This window comes from Polystyrenella longa, assembly GCF_007750395.1.
GTDB classification, from domain to species: domain Bacteria; phylum Planctomycetota; class Planctomycetia; order Planctomycetales; family Planctomycetaceae; genus Polystyrenella; species Polystyrenella longa.
This window is the reverse complement of sequence record NZ_CP036281.1, coordinates 2,258,514-2,277,473: the sequence shown is the minus strand read 5'-3', so window position 1 is coordinate 2,277,473 and position 18,960 is coordinate 2,258,514. Positions and strand designations below refer to the sequence as shown.

The following is an 18,960-nucleotide window of genomic DNA, read 5'->3' as shown; positions in this document are numbered from 1 at the left end:
GCCAGTCACCAGTACGATCATTCAGGCTTGATTAATCAGCGTATCTGAATGTTCTTTAAGAAGTTCTTCGTTCTTCAGCTTCATTTGCATATTTGAATTCGTTTGAGTGAATGATTTTATGAGGCGTTTTGCCCATCGATCCGATTCGGGATGCAATGTTCGGCTCAATGTATCATTCCCAAGCACACATCCTTCCGTTGGCCGTCCCACTACGGAAAGACCAGACACGGCATGTTCCATCTCATTAAGTGCATTCGTCTCATGATCAACGGCGATACCACCCGTATTTCGAAACCGGCTCAGAGTTTTCCGCTGCAAGAGATTATACAGCAACGAACCTTCCGTCGCATGTTGAGAAGCGGGAAGTACCGCATTGACGATGCTATCGACAATGATCTGCGATTGATCATTACGCAGAATAAGTTCCGATTGCGATTCCAGAGGATGCTGCTTCACAAAAGCAACGGGCGAACCTGTAAGGAATCTTAATTCTACCAGCCCGGATTTTATAAGGGCAAGCAACTTGCCAACGGATTCGGCGGGAGGGCCAAAAGCGATTCGTTCCATTTCCGCAGCATAAAGCTGGAACAATTCCCAACTCGCTTCGGACAAACCTCCATAACTGATTCTCTCCACCAGGGCAGGGTATAGTTCTCTCCACGTTTCTGCTATCGCCCAGGCTTCATCGGCAGGTCGAAGACCGGTCGCCGTCCGATAAGAATCGGTCAGACGGTTCCAAATATCAACCGGAAACACTGTCCCACCGCTCCATCCTGCCAACCAGCTCAACATCGAATCAGAAGACGGTTCATCATATCTGAATGTGGATGTTATTCCTTCTTTCGTCTTTTCTCCCTGCTGAACTCTCAAAGCTTCTGCCGCAGTCTCCACGAGAATCGGTTTCATCTGGGAATTAAAATCCAACCCATACTCGGAAGACTCTAACTTTCTTAACTGCTCCTTGCCTCGCTTCCAAATTGTGGATAACCCGGGGCTTCTCGTCACTTTCCGAGCGTCCGGTTTAGCTAACATCGGCCGTCCGGTACGAGAATAGGGATAGATTATCTCCGGTTCATGCCCGGACATTTCGTATTCCCATTCACCAGTTTTTAGTTGTTTGAATTTACCGCCACGCCCCTCGGTGAGACTGAGACAGGCATCAATGAAAGTAAGTCCAAAACCTCTGATGGCGACTTTACTACCCGGTTGAACTTTCTCTTCCGAAAGTTGCGCCGCGACCGGGTACGTGGAGTTGACGAGATGTTTAGTCCGGTTTTGCGACATCCCGACTCGACTCTCATAGGAATGAGGATGAAACCATTCTTCAGGATTCGCACTTCCGACATTGGCACCATGCCCTAGACTAAGCAACACTTCGTCGTACTCCTGGGATTCCTCCACTGTCATTACCGCCCAACGATCTTTTTGACGAACAACGTCTTTGACGGTCGCTGACTTGAGAACGAAGCTCACATTTTCTGGTTTCTCACGCAGTACCTGTGCATAGCAATCCCGAAAGTATTCTCCCGCGATGGCTCGGGGAATAGCCTGGTCGGGGTCGGCCATTTCTGGATGATGCTTGTCCAACCATTGAACGAGCGAAGGATAATTCTCCAAATCGTGTCTGATTGACTCAGGTGACATCGGGTCTTCTGATCCCATATCGTCACGTACCCAGGCATCGATATTTTTGGAACTGTAATTCATCAGCAACCATGCAGGCTGCTTGGGTGAATAGACTGTTCCTGCTCCTGGTTGACCACTGGTATCGTAGAGACAAACGCGAATGCGTTGCGGTGCGATCTGGCGGGCGTAATGCAATAGCCTTTCCAAAGAGTAAAGGCCACGCGGACCGCCTCCTACAATGGCAATCTTCAACGCTGACTCTTTACCCACCGGGGTATCTTTATGTTTTTGAGTGGGATTAGTTTCCATACTGGTATTTTCCTGATCGTTCATGACAGTATCTGTTTTGATTCCTCCACAGTAAGGCTGTGATTATGTTCTAAGAATTTTGATTTCGATTTCAATCTGGGAACCCCCGTTACAAAGTATCGGTTCCGCTTTCGTTGCTTCCGTCTGCCAACTCGTTGTTTCAGGTCTTCCAAGTTACAACCTAATGTCGACTCAACCCAATCATCGGAATACACCGTGTCGAGATAACGAGTCCCCGAGTCATGCAGTATGGCAACACATGATTTCCCTCTTAATTCTGATCGCATGGAATAGATTGCTTCCATTACGCCACCCGCCGAGCCACCCACCAGCATCGCTTCTCTCGATGCCATACGACGGCATCCGACGACGCAGTCGAGATCGTTGACTCGCTTCACATGTGAGAAACTCTGACCGTCTGCCAAGGGAGGAATGCAGCCCGTTCCCAAACCGGGAATTCGTCGAGGGCCATGCGAACCGCCAAACAACACGCTTCCCACAGCATCTACGGCTACGACCTGAGTGGGCAGTTTATGTTGCTTAAGATAATTCTGGCATCCTTGTGCCGTCCCTGTACTACTTGTCGCGACGAATAGGTAGTCGGGAACAACGCTCATCTCCTGAATTATTTCCTTGATCGTTCCTGTCTGATGTGACTTGGGATTGAGTTCGTTTGCGTATTGATTAGGCCAGTAGGAATCTGGTATCGCGCGGACAAGAGATTGTACTCGTTCAAGCCGTTTACCGAGGAAGTCACCATCTTCAGGATCGTCGACTCGAACAATGTGTGCTCCCAAGGCCTCCATGATCTGCACATTCTGGGGCTGAGCCTTGGAATCGACAACACAAATTAATGACAGTCCGTAGTACCCGCATACCTGCGCCAACCCTACACCCATGTTGCCAGAGGAGGATTCGATGATAGTCGTATTCTGAGATATCTGGCCTGCATTGAGTGCTTCCGTAATCATCAATGCTGCGGGACGATCCTTGGCACTTCCACCCGGATTCAACGCTTCGAGTTTGACGTGCAATTGAACTCGGTCATCGATGTACTGGTTTAAACAAATAAGAGGCGTATAGCCAATCGCAGAAAGAACTCCCGAGTCGATAGTACGACGGGGTGGCGTCTCCGGGTAAGCAGGGAACGCATGCTTCGTGAGTGGTAACTGATGGATGTATCCGTGATTATAGCTACCGGGAACCACTATAGACTGCTGTATCATCGTAGGAGAAATCCGTTATTAAGACGCCTGGGGGAATGAGAGCGAAGCAGAGTTCATTGTATTTCGACAAATGAGTTCCAGCTTGTAAATGGAAGTCAGAAGCAGAGTGACATGCATCGAGAATTCTCGGATGACTGAACAGCCTGAGTAGTATTGCCAAACCGCCCCAGTTGAGTCCTGAAAAACTGGAGCGGTCTGACTATACTGACTTAATAGTTTTCATCTTCCAATTCACTTAACACTTTAATCGCACGGCAAAGGTGATCAGTCCATTACCGCGTTCGATTCATTCACGAATATTTCTTCGAGAATTGAATCAGCGGGACGTTTGAGCAGACCCGCCTCGGCATGATAATTACATGATTATTCCTGAGCTTTGAATTGATCACGTAAATTACGGATGCGGTCATGTCCCGCCTTCACAATTCTGTATTGAGCTTGAAGTACGTCTGTCATTGCACTCCCCGCCGATGCTTTTAATGCGTCTTCATAAGCATGCTTAATATGGTCCTCGCCCCGTTCTGCTTCGGCCAGGATGGAGTAGGGATCACCATTGCTTAACATGCTGCGAATGTCGATCCAAGCTCGGTGAACAGCGGCGGAAGCAGAGCCCCCTTTGCGAGCTTGCTCACCATTCCATTCGCAGTAGATCTGCAGTTCTTTAGCCAACTGAGTACGCTCCTGAGCGATTTCCCGGAAGGTGCTGGCGACTGAGCTGTCACTGATTTTCTCAGCGGACTCTTTCAGTCCCTCGTGAGCATCAATATTTGCGCAGATTAAGTCCTGCAAATGATCAATAGTTTCTTCATTGAGATCGAGTTTTGTTTCGAGACCCATGATATTATCTCCTCTGATTGAAGTTGTTGCTGATTTGCTGGTTATCTAGATTTGCAAATGACATGCCAAACAGCCATTTACAGAAGAGGCACACTGCATACAATCCTGCAATGCTCTCGACTGAGATTTCAACAAACAAAGAAAGAGTACGGGTTTGGCAGGCGAATGTTCGACATTGTTTCTCTCCGAGATTCCTGATTTTTTTGTCTCATTCCACTTGGAGACGCAATTAAGGTGACGTAAAGATTGACCGCCCGACAAACAGATCGATTGCCGAGCATACGATGACTACTCAAAGTGTCGCTCAGTCTTTTCACGAACAGGCTTACCCAATTGAATATCGAGCGATACTGCGCGTAAGTCGTGGCACGGTATAGCATTTGCCAGATTGAAGCGGCTTACATTATTGAGTCGCACCTGATCACTGCCAAAACGACCCGAATACAATAATCCCGAATGGATTTTAAAAATGAACGCTCCCACAAAGCCGATCCGAACGAACATCCTCGTTCCCGCCTTTTTTATTCTGCTGATGGCTTGGCTTTTTACGATCTTTTCCGCGGCACTAGTGACGATCAGTCACTTTTTCATGCTGGGATTCCTGGGAATTCTGCTAGGCGTCTTCCTCACAAAGAGCAGCGTGCTGGTAGGACGATACACCCACGCCAGCTACAAGGTGTGCCTACTTCTCGTTGTGGTGGCCTGCATCTCGATAGCCGTGCTACTGGTGACTTTTGCGGGGCGGACAATTGAAGAACGAATCGAGAAAGCGACAGAGAAATTGGACCAGTCCACTATCCAGATTTCCAAATGGATTGACTCACATCCTTCAGTACAGTCGACCATCGAACAAATTCCCTTCGCCTCTGAAATACTGAATCGAGCCTCAGCCATAAAACCCTTTATGGAGGGTTCGCTGTCAGACTCCTTATCTTCTTCTGAAACGGGATCACCATCGGAAAAACAGGAAACAAATACCAACGGTAGCGAAAACTCTAACGAGCATAAAAGTGATCAAGAAAATGCTACAGACACATTGGAACTTCTGCAAAAATCGAATATAGGGTCAGCACTCGGATTTCTGGTCAATATATTCCAGGCAGCACTGGCTGCAATCCTGAATTTCGCCATCGTAATTGTTGTCGGACTGTTTCTGGCAGTCGATCCGGAACTCTACCGAGATGGGATCGTCAAACTAATCAAACCGGACTTGCGTGAGCGAGCTCGCGACATTCTGAACCAGTCGGGCAGCCAGCTTTGGGCCTGGTTAATGGGCCGTCTGTTGACCATGCTGATCACTGGATTCGGTACAGGATTTTCTTTGTACCTCATCGGAGCTCCAATTCCGTTGATGCTGGGATTGATCACTGGCATATTAACCTTCGTTCCCAATATTGGAGCCGCCATCGCACTTACGGTAGCGGTACTTATTTCAATACCAGAAGGACTCACCATAGCAGGTTTGGTGATTGTCACTTTCGTTGCGTTTCAGATTCTGGAAAGTTATGTCTTCACCCCCTTAATCCAGCAACAGGCAGTTGCTATTCCTCCCGCATTACTCATTACCTGGCAGGTCCTACTAGGAATGATCGCCGGCTTCCTGGGAGTCGCCATCGCGACACCTCTTCTCGCCGTAATTCTGGTAATGATTCGCACGCTCTACCTCGAAGACGTACTGGGAGAGGAGAAACAATCTTCCACTTCCACTGCGTAAACGGCTTCCAATGCGGAGCCGGAGGCACTGAAGAAGATAAGTATCAGCAGTTCAACTACAGAACAGCTACTATCAGGGGCGATTCATCGCGAGCAACCTGTTTACTATTCCTGCCCAGTCTGATCGCCACTATTCTTATCGGCAGCAGAATTAGCGACAGAGAGAGGCTCTTTAAATGTAAGCGTGCGATAAGGGAACGGGATTTCGATTCCGGCTTCGTCCAAGCTTTGCTTCACCGAGGCAACAACTTCGTCTCGAGAGCGACGAATATCCAACGGTGTCGAGCCAGTCCACCAGGTGACTTCAAAGTTAATACTAGAGGCAGCAAATTCCTGTGCGAAGATTTCGACCGGCTTTTCATCGGAGACGGTCGAACAGTCCTGGACAGCAGACTTAATCACCTCGCGAGAAGCATCCACATCTTCATCATAGGCAACGCCGCAAATAACAGTGGTTCTGCGAATCTTCTTGTTCGTCAAGATATTCACTGCATTCTTAAACAACACGGCATTAGGAACCACCACCAATTGCCCATCCACTTGACGAATCGTCGTCATACGAATGGTTATGTCTTCGACTTTCCCTTCGATATCTTCACATTCAATAAAATCGCCCCGGTCGAGAGGAAACCGCCACAGTATTAAAATTCCAGCGAAGAAATTCTCGAAGATGTCTTTAAAAGCAAATCCGAGTGCCACGGATCCTAACCCTAACACCGTAAGTAGTTTGGCGGGGGTCATTCCCGGAAAGACGACTATCGCCGCCACCATGATTCCAAAGGTCCAAATGGAGAAAGTCGTCAACTGCACAAAGAGATCGCTCAGATTCTCCCTGACGCGAGCTTTCCCGGAAGAACGTCGTACGAGAGCAATAGCCCCTTTACTGATCCCCCAGGTCGCAACCAAGACCAAGAACCCAACCAGAATCAGTGGAAGTCGCGACAAGAAATCTCTCCAGAGACTTAGAAGACTTTCCGTGACATGCTCCAGAGATTCGTCCAAATTAAATCCCATAGACGCTTTAATCTCTAAATCGTTCTGAACCGCGACGACACCTTCCACGCTGGAACTCATCCGCGACGCCCAATCTTTCTTTTCATCATCGCTGGCTAAGCCCTTTAGCACGACAACGCCATCACTGACCTCCACTTTGATTTCTTCAATCCATTGGGAACTGGTCAAGATCTTTTGAATTCGTTGTTGGATCCTATTATCTGGCAGGACGTCATTAACCTCGATCTGCTCTTCGGGCGGATCTGTATCTGAAGGGCTTGGCTCTACTGGAGAGGATTCTGTTGCAGAATTGCTAGCCCCGTCAGCTCCGCCCCCCTCTTGCGCATGCAGCGCTTTCGCAAATAGCGACAACATCACTAAAGAGAATAGTGCCACTGAAAAAATAGACCGGATGTGAATCGCAGTCGAGGTGGCACGAGAATGGGTAGATATTGGCTCGCTGTTAAAGAAGATCATAATGATCGTTTTTTCATATTGGAGAGATAGAGCAGGGCCAATGCCAACTTACCAGCACCGAGTACCTACGAAAGAATCGACCCAAGAAAAATCGATTCAACCTACCCTCCTGACGAGGTTGGTATTCTCTATTTTCTCAGATCGATCTTCGAAAAGGTGTCTATTGATAGACACTTATCTTTTCATATAGCGAATCAGCGTTACGCAATAAACGGCCCTTGGTGGCCTAGTGGCCACATGTCAGATCAAAGCTTAACGCTGATTCAGTAAAACATTTTGTTCGATCCTTCGCTTCTTTGCTGTGATAGCGATTCCACTAATGACGTCTTTGTTAAGGACGACTCCGTATCACATTGACCTATGACAGGTTTCCCTGCCCGACCCAGAGACCTCATCAACTCGACACTCCGTTGAATTAATGTCGCGATCACTTACTGAGTGACGTGGTACTGATATCATCACACCAGCCAGTTCAACCCGTTACGGAAGCAACGCTCAAAGGCCTCTGTCTTTTTTGAACTGAACGACGACCGTGGGTTCGATCAGCTCACGTTCCTTCTAAACTACGGTAGCGTCCGGCGTCCGCCAACGAATGCCAAGATAGCCAGAACCAGGAAGATGAAGAAACAGATTTTGGCAGCTGTGAAAGCCATACCACCAACAAGACCAAAACCTAACAGACCAGCGATCAGTGCGATGACCACAAACAAGATTGCAAGATTTAACATAGCGACACCTTTTCATTTGTATCGGAAATTTAAATCGCGAAAAGCGATGAGTTGAACCACACAGCCCAACTTCGAAATACCTATTTGAAACACACATTTGTGTGATTGCTGAATACGGTATTCGCAACCGCCGTGCCAATTGGTTCTCTAAAACGATCACTTCCGCCTGAATGATCAATACGCACTTATTTTAAAGGGGTTTCGTCAAATCTATTTTCTTTCACCGGCATTCTCGCAGGATTTAAATACCTTCGCCATCTCTGGTTGTTTCTCAACCAAGACTGGTTGATCAGCGCCCAATCCATCCTCCAACGTTCATTGGTTAGATCTACATTGATAAAGGCCGAGGCTCAAACGGGACTATTTAGGAGAAAATATGACATAACATCTTTAATTCACCGTATTACCCACGCATTCGCATTCTATTTGCATTACTCATCTAAAGCTGCAGTGAGTTGCTGATGTGAACATCACAAACTCAGTAATCCAGTTTCGCTTTTTCCTCAGAGGAACCAGAACTCTCCCTAGTCAAGCATAAACTGGAAGACTCACCGACCTGACACATATCCCGTTGAGTTCTTACGCGAAATATTGGGTGAAGAAAAATGCGAGCTCCAACCGGAAAAACGATCGGCGTTCTCAAATCAAGTGTAAACAGCTTTATCGATAATGACTGTTCCACCATGGCAGCGGCTCTGTCGTACTACACTGCCTTTTCACTTCCACCTCTACTGGTGCTTGTGGTCACCGTCGCCGGCTTCTTCTGGACCCCGGATGATGTAAGCGGCCAACTTGAACATCACATTACCAATGTGGTCGGTGAAGGAGGTTGGATGCAAATTGAGACAATGATGAAAGCATCGCAGGAACATAGCACTGGTGGACTCGCCGCGATTATGGGAGGTTGCATTCTCCTGTTCGGTGCAACAGGGGTGATGGTTCAATTGCAATCTTCACTAAACAGCATTTGGGGTGTAGAGCCCGACCCAGAACAGGGAGGCGTACGAAGTTTCATTACCAAGCGTGTTCTCTCTTTGGGAATGATTATCGCAATCGCCTTTCTGCTATTGGTTTCGCTCGTTCTGACGGCCGTATTAAACGCTGTGGGTGGGTACATTTCTGAATGGTTTGGCGAACAGATATCGTCGTGGATCCCACTCATGATCAATTTCGTAGTGAGCTTCACCGTCTTCATGATGTTATTCGCCGCCATGTTCAAATGGCTTCCCGACGCAGAAATGCATTGGAAAGACACCTGGCTCGGGGCGGGCACCACGGCCTTGCTGTTTATGTTTGGTAAGTTTGCGCTGGGAATGTACTTGTCTTCAACGGACAACAGTCGCTATGGAGAGGCCGCCTCTTTTGTTCTGCTCCTGCTCTGGGTATATTACTCAGGCATGATCTTCCTGCTAGGCGCAGAATTCACTCAGACTTGGGCACGACAGAAGGGTGCTGGGATCGAAGCGTCTGAAGGTGCAGTCCAGGTCTTCGAAAAGAAGATCATTGTAGACCGTTCCTACAGTGAGAATGAGAACAAGGAGAAAGAACAATCCGCAGAATCGTCCTCGGAGACTCCTTCCTCATGACTTTTTCCGCTCGGGCACAACTTGGCTGGAGGACTTTATATCGAGCCTAGCTTTCCAGTAGCTCTGCTCCCTCGACGATAACCTTCGCGACATCGAGCATTTTAGCGCGACGGTCATTAGCCATGCGTCGCAGTTCGCGGAATGCCGTCTCCTCGTCGACATCCTTACTCTTCATAATGATTCCTTTCGCGCGCTCGACCCATTTGCGAGTCTCTAAGGCCATCTTCAACTCGGCGTTTTCCTTACGCAATTCTTCAAACTGCTCGAAACGCTTCTGCACCAGGAAAATCGCAGGCTTCAAATCCGCCATCGCCACAGGCTCGGTTAAAAACGCCATCACATGATCTTCCATGGCTTTACGAACTTTGTCGTATTCTGCCGTATTGGAGATAATGATCGAAGGCACAGGGTCAACCTTTCCACACTCGATCAACGCGTCAATCCCCGCCATGTCGGATAGGTGAATTCCAGAGATCAGGAGATCGGGCTTTTTCTCCGCACTGGCGTGGATCAACCTCATCCCAGAATCCGTAACTACGGGCACCTTATGATTCAGGGACTTTAACATCTGTTCAATGACAGGACGGGATTCTTCGCAACCAATGGCTAGATAAATGGTGGCATTTTCGTTCATTAATAGACCCTTACTCTTAACAGCCGGAACTGGTTCATTCTTATTGCAGGAGGAGGATAAAGAGAATTTCCAGATGCCGTTTATTACGAGCCATCTTGGGTCTATAGGTCAACGGAATTCATAACCCGGATTGTCCAGAAACTGGACTCAAACGTCAAGTTATTTGATCAGGGTTAATTCAAAAGTAACTACGTAAGTCCTAAATTCATTGACATTTAGGGCTTGTCGCGATACTGTTTACTTTGACATTCAGACGATGCGTATCGCACAGAATGGAATCACCCAGGGTGGCTGATTAACTGCAGGCAGTAACTTATATTCAGTAGATCTTTACTTGAGTACTAAAGATTATGATGCCTCAGTAAGTAGATTATTCTTCCCTGAAGCAGACCGTCTTTCCGTCGAGTGCCGGCCTCCCTAGGCAACGACGCTTACAGTCATATGATTCCCAAGGTTTATAAACGTGTCGGAAAACGTTCCCAGTGCTGATACCGTCGAAAAGGGTAATGCTGAACATGTGCCCTGCCACGTAGTGGGCATTGGTGCCTCCGCTGGCGGTCTGGAAGCACTCGAAGAGCTATTCGAGAACCTTGATGCCGATACGGGAATGGCATTTATCGTCATTCAGCATCTCTCCCCCGACTTCAAAAGCCACATGGATGAACTCCTGGCACGTCGGACAAAGATGCGGATCCAAATCGTAGAGGATGGCGTCCTCGCCGAACCCGATCACGTCTATCTCATCCCTCCCGATAAAGAGATGGTCATCTCGGGACGGAAATTGCTTTTGACGGACCGTAATTCTAACCGCGGGCTCTCTCATCCCATTGACCAGTTCTTTCGCTCGCTCGCCAGCGACGTTGGCCCTTACTCGATCGGGGTTGTTCTCTCCGGAACGGGCAGCGATGGCTCGCGCGGCATCAAAGATATTCATGAAAGCGGGGGACTGGTTCTCTGCCAGGACGAAGAGTCAGCACGTTTTGATGGAATGCCCTTAAATGCAATCGCTACTGGTATCGTAGATAAAATTCTACCTCCCGATCGCATTGCACGTGCCTTAACGAATTATGTCAGCAAGGAGATTTCATCCGACGAGAACGATGACATACCGGTACGTGCATCCTCAGAACTGAAACAGGTCCTCGAAGTCATTAGGGAGCAGTTCAATGTCGACTTCACTCACTACAAACTCAGCACGGTCGAACGCAGAATCAACCGTCGAGCCGACCTCATTAATTCAAAATCACTGGAAGACTATCTAGAGCTTCTCAAAACCGATCCGGGCCAGCTCCATCATCTGCTGAAGGATCTGCTGATTGGTGTCACCCAGTTTTTCCGAGATCCGGACGCCTTTGAATGTCTGAGACCCGAATTAACCACACTGCTAGAGCAAAAAGCCTCGGAAAAACATTCTTTTCGTGTTTGGGTCGCAGGATGTTCTACGGGCGAAGAGGCTTTTTCTATTGCGATAATGATTAGTGAGATCATTCGCAAATCCGAAATTAATATCGAATTTCAGGTCTTCGCTACCGATGTCTATAATGGTTCTATCCAGTTCGCGGCTAATGGACTTTATCCACCTGAATCGGTCGCCCATTTGCCTGAAGACTTGATCAATCGTTATTTCACTTCTCAGGGAAATGGCTACCAGATCTCCAAAGAACTCCGGCACCAGGTCGTATTTGCCCCCCACAATCTTTTAACAGATCCTCCCTTCACTCAAATGGATCTGGTTACCTGCCGTAACCTCCTGATCTACCTGACGCCGGCCGCGCAGAAAAAAGTTCTGTCGCTGCTCCATTTTTCATTGAAACTCAACGGAATCCTGTTTCTTGGTCCTAGTGAATCTCCCGCAGATCTGTCCGATGAATTCGAAAATTTGTCTAAACGTTGGCGAATCTTCAGCAAGCGCCGCGAGAACAAACTCCCATTAAGCTCACGAATTTCGTTCGGGATTCCTGCGAACAGACTTTCGCTCAATCGAGCAGAGCCCCTCCAGACACAGACGTCCCTCTCGGATCGGTCGCGAATGAGTGTCTACGAAAGTCTCCTGAACAGTAAAATGCCTCCCAGCATTCTGATCTCGAAAACTTACGAAACTCTGCATATTTTCAACGGAGCCGAAAAGTTTCTGCGAGTTGCGAGTGGACGGCAATCGAGCTTGATTTTCGATCTCCTCAACGAGAACATCCAGAGCGGTATTCGCAGAGCGATTCAGCAGGCCGAGCACAAAAAACACACGGTTCGTTTTTCTGGGCTTAGGATAGAGATGGAAGGTGAAGAACGAGTTCTTGATTTAACGATCGAACCTGTAACACCTACGCCTCCGCTGGAACCTGCATTCCTGATCGAGTTTCATCATCGAGATAAAGTCGATCACGATGATGTTATAGAAGTGAATACGACGAATTCCGACGTTGCAAATGATCGAATTCATCAACTCGAATCAGAACTGACTTTTTCCGAAGAAAAGTTACAAGCCAACATAGAAGAACTCCAATCTGCAAATGAGGAAATGCAGGCATCCAACGAAGAACTGGTCGCATCAAATGAAGAACTGCAAAGCACCAACGAAGAGCTTCACAGTGTCAATGAAGAATTATATACGATCAATTCGGAGCATCAGCGTCGAGTCGAGCAGTTGGCCCAGGCCAATAACGACATGGACAATCTGCTCGCCACCACACGAGTTGGCGTAATCTATCTGGATAATGAACTATGTATCCGTCGATTCACTCCTGATATTGCCCGCCAGTTACACCTAATCCGGCAGGATATCGGGCGGTCCTTCGAGGGATTTGTCCATCATCTCAATTATCCCAATATGATTGAGTTTCTGCAGAGCGTGATTGAAGAACATACGGAAAAAGAACTCGAACTCAAAACTCAGAATAACATAGACCTACTTCTCCGAGCTTTACCCTATCGTAGTGACAACCAGATAGAAGGCGTTGTGCTGACGCTGATCGACATCACAGCCCACAAACAGGCCCAGGCTGAAGTCGAACAATTCAAATTTATGACAGAGTCGGCGGTAGAGTCGATTGCGCTGGTACGAAGGAATGGCACTTTCCATTACGTAAACCCCTCAATGTGCGAATTATTGGGGTATTCGCGAGAGGAATTACTCAGCAAGCGGAACATCGACATTGATCGAGATCGAAATCTGGAAGAATTTCAACAGCAGTTCGAATCCCGTCTCGCAGAGGGAACTGTCTTCGAATCTGAATGGACCGACGCCGCAGAGAATCGCATTCCGGTAGAGATTTCGGCGAAGTACATTGAACTTGGGGGCGTTCAGTATATCTGTAAAATCGTCCGCGACATCAGCGAGCGAAAATCCCTGTTCAATCGACTCGAACAAATGGGGCAGATGATTGAAGCCTCCAACGATGCGATCATTCTCTGGAATTTTAATGGCACCATCCAAAGCTGGAATAAAGGCGCCACTCAACTTTATGGGTACACACCTGAAGAAGCGATTGGTCGAATAACGCACGAACTGTTCCAATCAGAGCACTCACAAAGCTGGCAATCGATCGAAGACCAGTTACTCGAAAAAGGAGAATGGTACGGGCCGATAAAACATACGCGTAGAGATGGTGTGATGATCACTGTTTCGAGTCGGCATCAATTATTAATCAATCATCGCAATACCAAACAGATTCTGGAAATCAATCGAGACATTACTCAGGAACAGGAATATCGCGAAAAGCTTGAACGGGCTAACCGGATTGCCAAGCAGGCAAGTAAGGCCAAAAGCGAATTCCTGACCAACATGAGTCACGAACTCCGCACCCCCATGACAGCGATGCTTGGTTTTGCCGATATTTTACGTATAGAATCTCAGGACCCCGCATTCCAGGACAAGATCGATACGATCAAACGCAACGGCCAGTACCTTCTGGCCCTACTGAATGACATTCTCGATCTCTCCAAAATCGAGGCGGGAAAGATGGAAGTCGATGATGAACAGGTCGGCGTGTTAGAAGTCATCGAAGATGTCCGTTCGCTCATGTCCGTTCGCTCCGCAGAGGTGGGTATCCCGCTCCTCTTCGAATTCAAAACCGATGTCCCACACAACATCATGGGCGATCGCATTCGCGTACGGCAGATTCTCGTCAACCTGATCAGTAATGCGCTCAAATTTACAGACGAAGGTGAAGTCAAAGTCGTTGTCGCTATAGACGACACCGACAGAGCCGAGCCTAAACTGAACATCGATGTCATTGACACGGGTATTGGCATCCCACTGTCAGAGCAAAAGCGATTATTCAAACCCTTCTCCCAAGTTGCACGAGACATGACGCGGAATTACTCCGGCACTGGTCTCGGATTAAGCATCAGTAAGCGACTTGCGGAAAAAATGCAGGCCAGCATTACCGTTAAGAGCAAACCTGGAGAAGGAAGCCGCTTTCGTCTTTCCTTCCCTCTTGATGATGTCATGCTATCGAAGCTCGTCCATGTCCGTTCTCTCGACGAACTGGAAGAACTCAAAGAATCCAACGAGCATGAGGCGCTGCCCCAACTTAACTGTAAAGTTCTGTTGGCGGACGACCGTCGAGATGTCTGGTTTGTCGCAAAGTATTTTCTGGAAACAGCAGGAGCCAATGTGACCGTAGCCGAGAATGGCCAACAGGCCGTGGACGCAGCTTTATCCGCCCGGAGCAGTAAAAAGGATTTTGAACTCATTCTGATGGACATGCAAATGCCAGTCATGGATGGGCGTGACGCCGTACGAAACTTGCGAGATGCTGAATTCAAGATTCCAATCATCGCCTTGACCGCGGATGCGATGGAAGGCCACCGAGAAGCTTGTCTCGAAATCGGATGTGACGGTTACTGCCCTAAACCAATCAATGGTCCCGAATTAATAAGAATGGTTGATCGTATGGTACGGGAACATCGCCAGAAAGTTTGAACCTCCAGATGCCAGAACCAAAATCGAAACCGAGTCAACTTCATACTGAATTAAGACAGGCTACGCGAGACCTGCATCAACAACTTGATCAGCAGATCGGACAATTCGGTATTACCAAGTCTGCTGCAGGGTATGCCCGTTATCTCGAACTGATGCAGACATTATTCGAATGGGCGGAGCCATGTATACAACATGTCACTTCCTCTGTTCCGGAACTCGCATTTAATCCCCCTCTCGCTCAGTTCATCGCACAAGACCGAAATCAACTGGATATCCCCGACGGCCCACTGATTCCCATCGACATAATCACGCAATATCCGTCTCCTCAAACAGCAGGGGCCCACTGGGGAACAGTTTACGTTCTCGAAGGGTCCAGTATGGGTGCGCGCTTTCTTCTCAAGGCAGTTCGTGACCACTTTCCGGAAGACGTACCCCACCACTTTCTCAACACACTTACACAGGATTCGCAAACGCGATGGCCTCTGTTTTTAGAATCACTGGCCAACGCTGATGTCAATTCTACGGAAACCGTAGAAGGTGCAGAACTACTATTTCAGTTAGCCATTGACCTCGCCGGTTCGGCGCCACCTACTCCTTAACAACCGATCTCATTGATCTACTGGGCCACACGATAATGAAATCTGATTTCAAAGCTGCTTTGGATAATTGCGAGCGGGAACCAGTCCACATTCCCGGATCGATCCAGCCTTTCGCCGCTTTGATCGCGTTCGACACCGAAAACTTCCTTGTTTTCCACTTCACGCCAAATGCAATCACATTCACCAATGTGATTGCGCCGGAGCAATCCATTCTCAATAGGGAGATTTCGGATCTGTTCTCCAATCGAGAGCTCATTCATGCCGTTCGCGGAGCTCTTGGTTTACCAACGATTCAGAGCCATCGTGAGCGGCTCGGTATCTTTCAACTGAACGACCGACCCGTCGATGCCGCAGTCCATATTTCCGGATCTCAGATCGTCCTCGAACTGGAAGATGCCCCTGGTTCGATAGAGCGATCAGGAACTTCAATTTCTCGAGTCCGGACAATGCTGGGGGCCTTAACCAGGGACCAGGGCTATGAACCACTTCTGGAAACAGCCGTTAAAGTATTGCGTCACCTGACCGGATTCGATCGCGTCATGGGTTACCGCTTTCTCAACGATGGAAGCGGGGAAGTGTCCGCCGAGGAAGTCGCTCCCGGTCTTAAGCCCTTTCTCGGACTCCGTTATCCAGCACACGACATTCCTCCGCAGGTCCGCCGTATTGCTCTCAGTTCTCCCGTTCGTGTTATTCACGATACCGAACAGGCGCCACTGGAACTCATCAGCAATTCTGAAACGCCCTTAGATTTGACGCTTTGCCATAACCGCGCCGTCTCTCCAATTCATGTGGAATACCTTCGGAATATGGGTATTCGGTCGACGATGAACTTTTCGATCATCGTTCACGGAGAACTCTGGGGGTTATTCGCCTTTCACCATCATTTCCCACGTCTATTATCTCCCGATTATCGGGCAATTGCAGAACTATTCAGCCAACTCTTCTCAATGCAATTGCAACAAGAGCTTGATACTCAGGCATTGAGTCGTCGTCGTGCCGCTGATGCGGTAACGACCCAACTGCGACATGTTCCCGTAGTGCAATCCGTCAAGCTCACTCTGGATTTACTGTCCTGTGATCTGATGGACGTCGTGAAGGCGCAGGGAATAGCGTTCAAACATCAGAATGAGATATATACGTCTGGAAATTGCCCGGAAAGAAATGCGATCGACGCGATTAGTCAGAGCGTCTCCGAAGAACTGCTGGCAATCGAATCAATACAATCGGTCACCGAATACTCTACTATTGATTCGCGCGACTTGAACGCCTGTGGTGGGTTTCTCTCAATTCTGCTGGATCAGAATTTTTCACAGCTGATATTTTTCCGAAATGAAATCAATCACGAGATACGTTGGGGAGGAATGCCAGAGAAGAATATTGAGTATGGCCCCAACGGACCTCGCCTGCATCCTCGCTCCTCGTTTGACGAATACATCGAAAAAATCGCGGGCCACTGCGAGCCATGGACACAGGAAGACTTTTCGACCATCACTGAACTGCGTGCTGCGATGCTGGAACTCCTCTATCGCAATATCCGACATTCAAGTCGAGAATGGAACAGACAGAAGCAACATCAGGATGTACTCATCGCCGAATTAAACCATCGGGTAAAGAACATTCTGGCATTGGTTCTATCGATTGTCCGACAAACTCGGGATCAATGTGAAAGCCTGGAAGAGTATGTCGCTTCACTCGAAGAACGCATCACCGCCTTGTTGACCGCTCATGATCTCGTTGGTGGGAGTAGCGCCCAATGGATCAGCGTGAAACAACTCTTCGAGATTGAACTATCTGCCTATCTCAATGTCGAGCGATCCGTCATATTGGAGGGTCCAGAGGCAGCCCTACGTAGCGACGTCGCTCCCATCATGGCCTTAGCCATCCATGAGCTTACTTCCAACGCAGTCAAGCATGGTGCACTTGCGGCTTCCGACGGAGTGCTGGAAATTAGCTGGAGAACAGAGAAGGGGAGATTGAAAGTCCATTGGAAAGAAACGATCCCCAACCCGATCCCTCCGCTGAAACGACACGGGTTCGGTCTCACGTTGATCAACCGAGTCCTTTCACATGAAGACAACGGAGAGACTTCGGTCCAATTTCACGAACGAGGACTGGAGGTCAATTTCTGGGTGCCGCGGGAAAGTTATGAGCTAAGGACTATCGCCGACATCCCCGAACCAGCACAACTTCATGTGGACAAAGCCCACTTCACCGATCTTAATATCGATACTGTCCTGGTAGTTGAAGATAATTTAATTATCTCACTCGAGATGGAGCGCATCTTCACAGATATGAACTGTAAAACGGTACGCTCGGCTGCGAGCATCGAAGAGGCAATCAATATCGCTGAAATGGGGGAGATCAACCTCGCGATTATCGACGTTAACATGAACGGCACTCCAAGTTTTTCACTGGCAGACCGTTTAATCGAGTTGCAAATACCATTTGTGTTTATGACTGGATATGGAAATCGTTTCCCATTGCCAGAGAACTTAAATTCGGTCCCCCGCCTATTGAAGCCGGTCAATGTCCCCCTGTTGCACCACACCATCAATGAACTAATGAATTCTCAATCATGAAAACGATATTAATACTTGAAGACGATATTGATCTCGCCAATCACTGGCAGACGTGGCTGGAAGAAGCAGGCTATCGAGTGCTCCACGAATCAGATGCGGCCGGTGCCGTGGCGATTGTCGACTCGATAGAAGTCGATCTGGTGATCTCCGATATTTTCATCGGCAGTCATGAAACCGGTTTTTCGAAGCAGGGGGGCCTTTCGCTTCTGAGCCACATTATGCTTCATAGCGATCCAAAGCCGAAAAGCATGATCCTGACTGGCGCCAAACCCTCTATCGCACTCAATCGTCACGTTGAGTTATTAGAGGCGGATCGATTCATCGCTAAACCAGTCACTCGCGATACGCTTTTACAAGAAGCCAAAGAACTACTGGCCCAGCCGAAACGTTCTTCACACTTGCCTCCAGAACCGCTGTAATACGAGACACGCCCCAAATATCGCCCTCAAAAGAATCTATCACCTGAAGCTAAGATCAAGTCCGTAGATTCAATTGAAGACCGCTCTCTCAGCATTGAGTGCGGTCTTCAATTATTTGCGAGAAATGACCCACAAGGCGTGAACAACGCCCGGAAACCAGACACACAACGTCAGCAGGAGATTAATCCAGAATTGCTTTCCAAAGCCGACGTGCATCAGCACGGCGACTGGTGGAAGAATTAAGGCTGCCACAATTTTGATTACATCAGACATGGTCGAATCCTCTCTCGAAATGGGTGATTAGTTTGCGAAT

Annotated in this window: 13 protein-coding genes; 6 read left to right on the top strand and 7 right to left on the bottom strand. The window is 48.3% G+C overall.

Going from position 1 to position 18,960, the window contains the following annotated elements; all coding sequences use genetic code 11:
• Positions 1-21: 21 nt before the first annotated feature.
• The 3 genes from Pla110_RS08525 to Pla110_RS08515 all read right to left on the bottom strand — a co-directional run bounded on the left by Pla110_RS08525 (position 22) and on the right by Pla110_RS08515 (position 3,998).
• Positions 22-1,935, bottom strand: a complete 1,914-nt coding sequence (locus Pla110_RS08525) for an FAD/NAD(P)-binding protein (protein WP_197440597.1) — start codon at positions 1,933-1,935, stop codon at positions 22-24.
• Between the two features lie 20 nt (positions 1,936-1,955).
• Positions 1,956-3,161 carry a 2,3-diaminopropionate biosynthesis protein SbnA gene (sbnA, locus tag Pla110_RS08520; protein WP_144995129.1) on the bottom strand — a complete coding sequence of 402 codons (1,206 nt, stop codon included), beginning with the start codon at positions 3,159-3,161 and terminating at the stop codon, positions 1,956-1,958.
• 363 nt (positions 3,162-3,524) lie between these two features.
• On the bottom strand, positions 3,525-3,998 hold the full coding sequence (locus Pla110_RS08515; protein ID WP_144995127.1) for a PA2169 family four-helix-bundle protein: 474 nt from the start codon (positions 3,996-3,998) through the stop codon (positions 3,525-3,527).
• 469 nt (positions 3,999-4,467) lie between these two features.
• Between Pla110_RS08515 and Pla110_RS08510 the strand changes: the two genes are divergently transcribed.
• Entirely contained in the window at positions 4,468-5,712 is a 1,245-nt protein-coding gene (locus Pla110_RS08510) for an AI-2E family transporter (RefSeq protein WP_144995125.1), read from the top strand.
• A 104-nt stretch (positions 5,713-5,816) separates the two neighbouring features.
• On the opposite strand, the gene Pla110_RS08505 is transcribed toward Pla110_RS08510, so the two are convergent.
• Entirely contained in the window at positions 5,817-7,079 is a 1,263-nt protein-coding gene (locus Pla110_RS08505) for a mechanosensitive ion channel family protein (protein WP_261342448.1), read from the bottom strand.
• Between the two features lie 665 nt (positions 7,080-7,744).
• Positions 7,745-7,909: a DUF1328 domain-containing protein gene (locus Pla110_RS08500; RefSeq protein ID WP_144995121.1), complete on the bottom strand. Its 165-nt coding sequence runs from the start codon at positions 7,907-7,909 to the stop codon at positions 7,745-7,747.
• Positions 7,910-8,514: 605 nt separating this feature from the next.
• Here Pla110_RS08500 and Pla110_RS08495 point away from each other — a divergent pair.
• Positions 8,515-9,495: a YihY/virulence factor BrkB family protein gene (locus Pla110_RS08495; RefSeq protein ID WP_144995120.1), complete on the top strand. Its 981-nt coding sequence runs from the start codon at positions 8,515-8,517 to the stop codon at positions 9,493-9,495.
• Positions 9,496-9,541: 46 nt separating this feature from the next.
• On the opposite strand, the gene Pla110_RS08490 is transcribed toward Pla110_RS08495, so the two are convergent.
• Complete coding sequence (locus Pla110_RS08490) at positions 9,542-10,129, bottom strand: ANTAR domain-containing response regulator (RefSeq protein WP_144995118.1); 588 nt, start codon at positions 10,127-10,129, stop codon at positions 9,542-9,544.
• 463 nt (positions 10,130-10,592) lie between these two features.
• Between Pla110_RS08490 and Pla110_RS08485 the strand changes: the two genes are divergently transcribed.
• Genes Pla110_RS08485 through Pla110_RS08470 form a run of 4 tightly spaced genes read left to right on the top strand, consistent with a single transcriptional unit; the run spans position 10,593 to position 18,647 of the window.
• On the top strand, positions 10,593-15,050 hold the full coding sequence (locus tag Pla110_RS08485; RefSeq protein ID WP_144995116.1) for a chemotaxis protein CheB: 4,458 nt from the start codon (positions 10,593-10,595) through the stop codon (positions 15,048-15,050).
• A gap of 8 nt (positions 15,051-15,058) precedes the next feature.
• A complete protein-coding gene (locus tag Pla110_RS08480) occupies positions 15,059-15,649 on the top strand; it encodes a biliverdin-producing heme oxygenase (RefSeq protein ID WP_144995114.1) in 591 nt (196 codons plus the stop codon).
• 35 nt (positions 15,650-15,684) lie between these two features.
• On the top strand, positions 15,685-18,228 hold the full coding sequence (locus Pla110_RS08475) for an HWE histidine kinase domain-containing protein (RefSeq protein WP_144995112.1): 2,544 nt from the start codon (positions 15,685-15,687) through the stop codon (positions 18,226-18,228).
• Positions 18,225-18,647 carry a response regulator gene (locus tag Pla110_RS08470; protein ID WP_144995110.1) on the top strand — a complete coding sequence of 141 codons (423 nt, stop codon included), beginning with the start codon at positions 18,225-18,227 and terminating at the stop codon, positions 18,645-18,647. The genes Pla110_RS08475 and Pla110_RS08470 overlap by 4 nt, the downstream gene beginning before the upstream one ends.
• Before the next feature lie 111 nt (positions 18,648-18,758).
• On the opposite strand, the gene Pla110_RS08465 is transcribed toward Pla110_RS08470, so the two are convergent.
• Positions 18,759-18,920: a YqaE/Pmp3 family membrane protein gene (locus tag Pla110_RS08465; protein ID WP_144995108.1), complete on the bottom strand. Its 162-nt coding sequence runs from the start codon at positions 18,918-18,920 to the stop codon at positions 18,759-18,761.
• Positions 18,921-18,960: the final 40 nt, after the last annotated feature.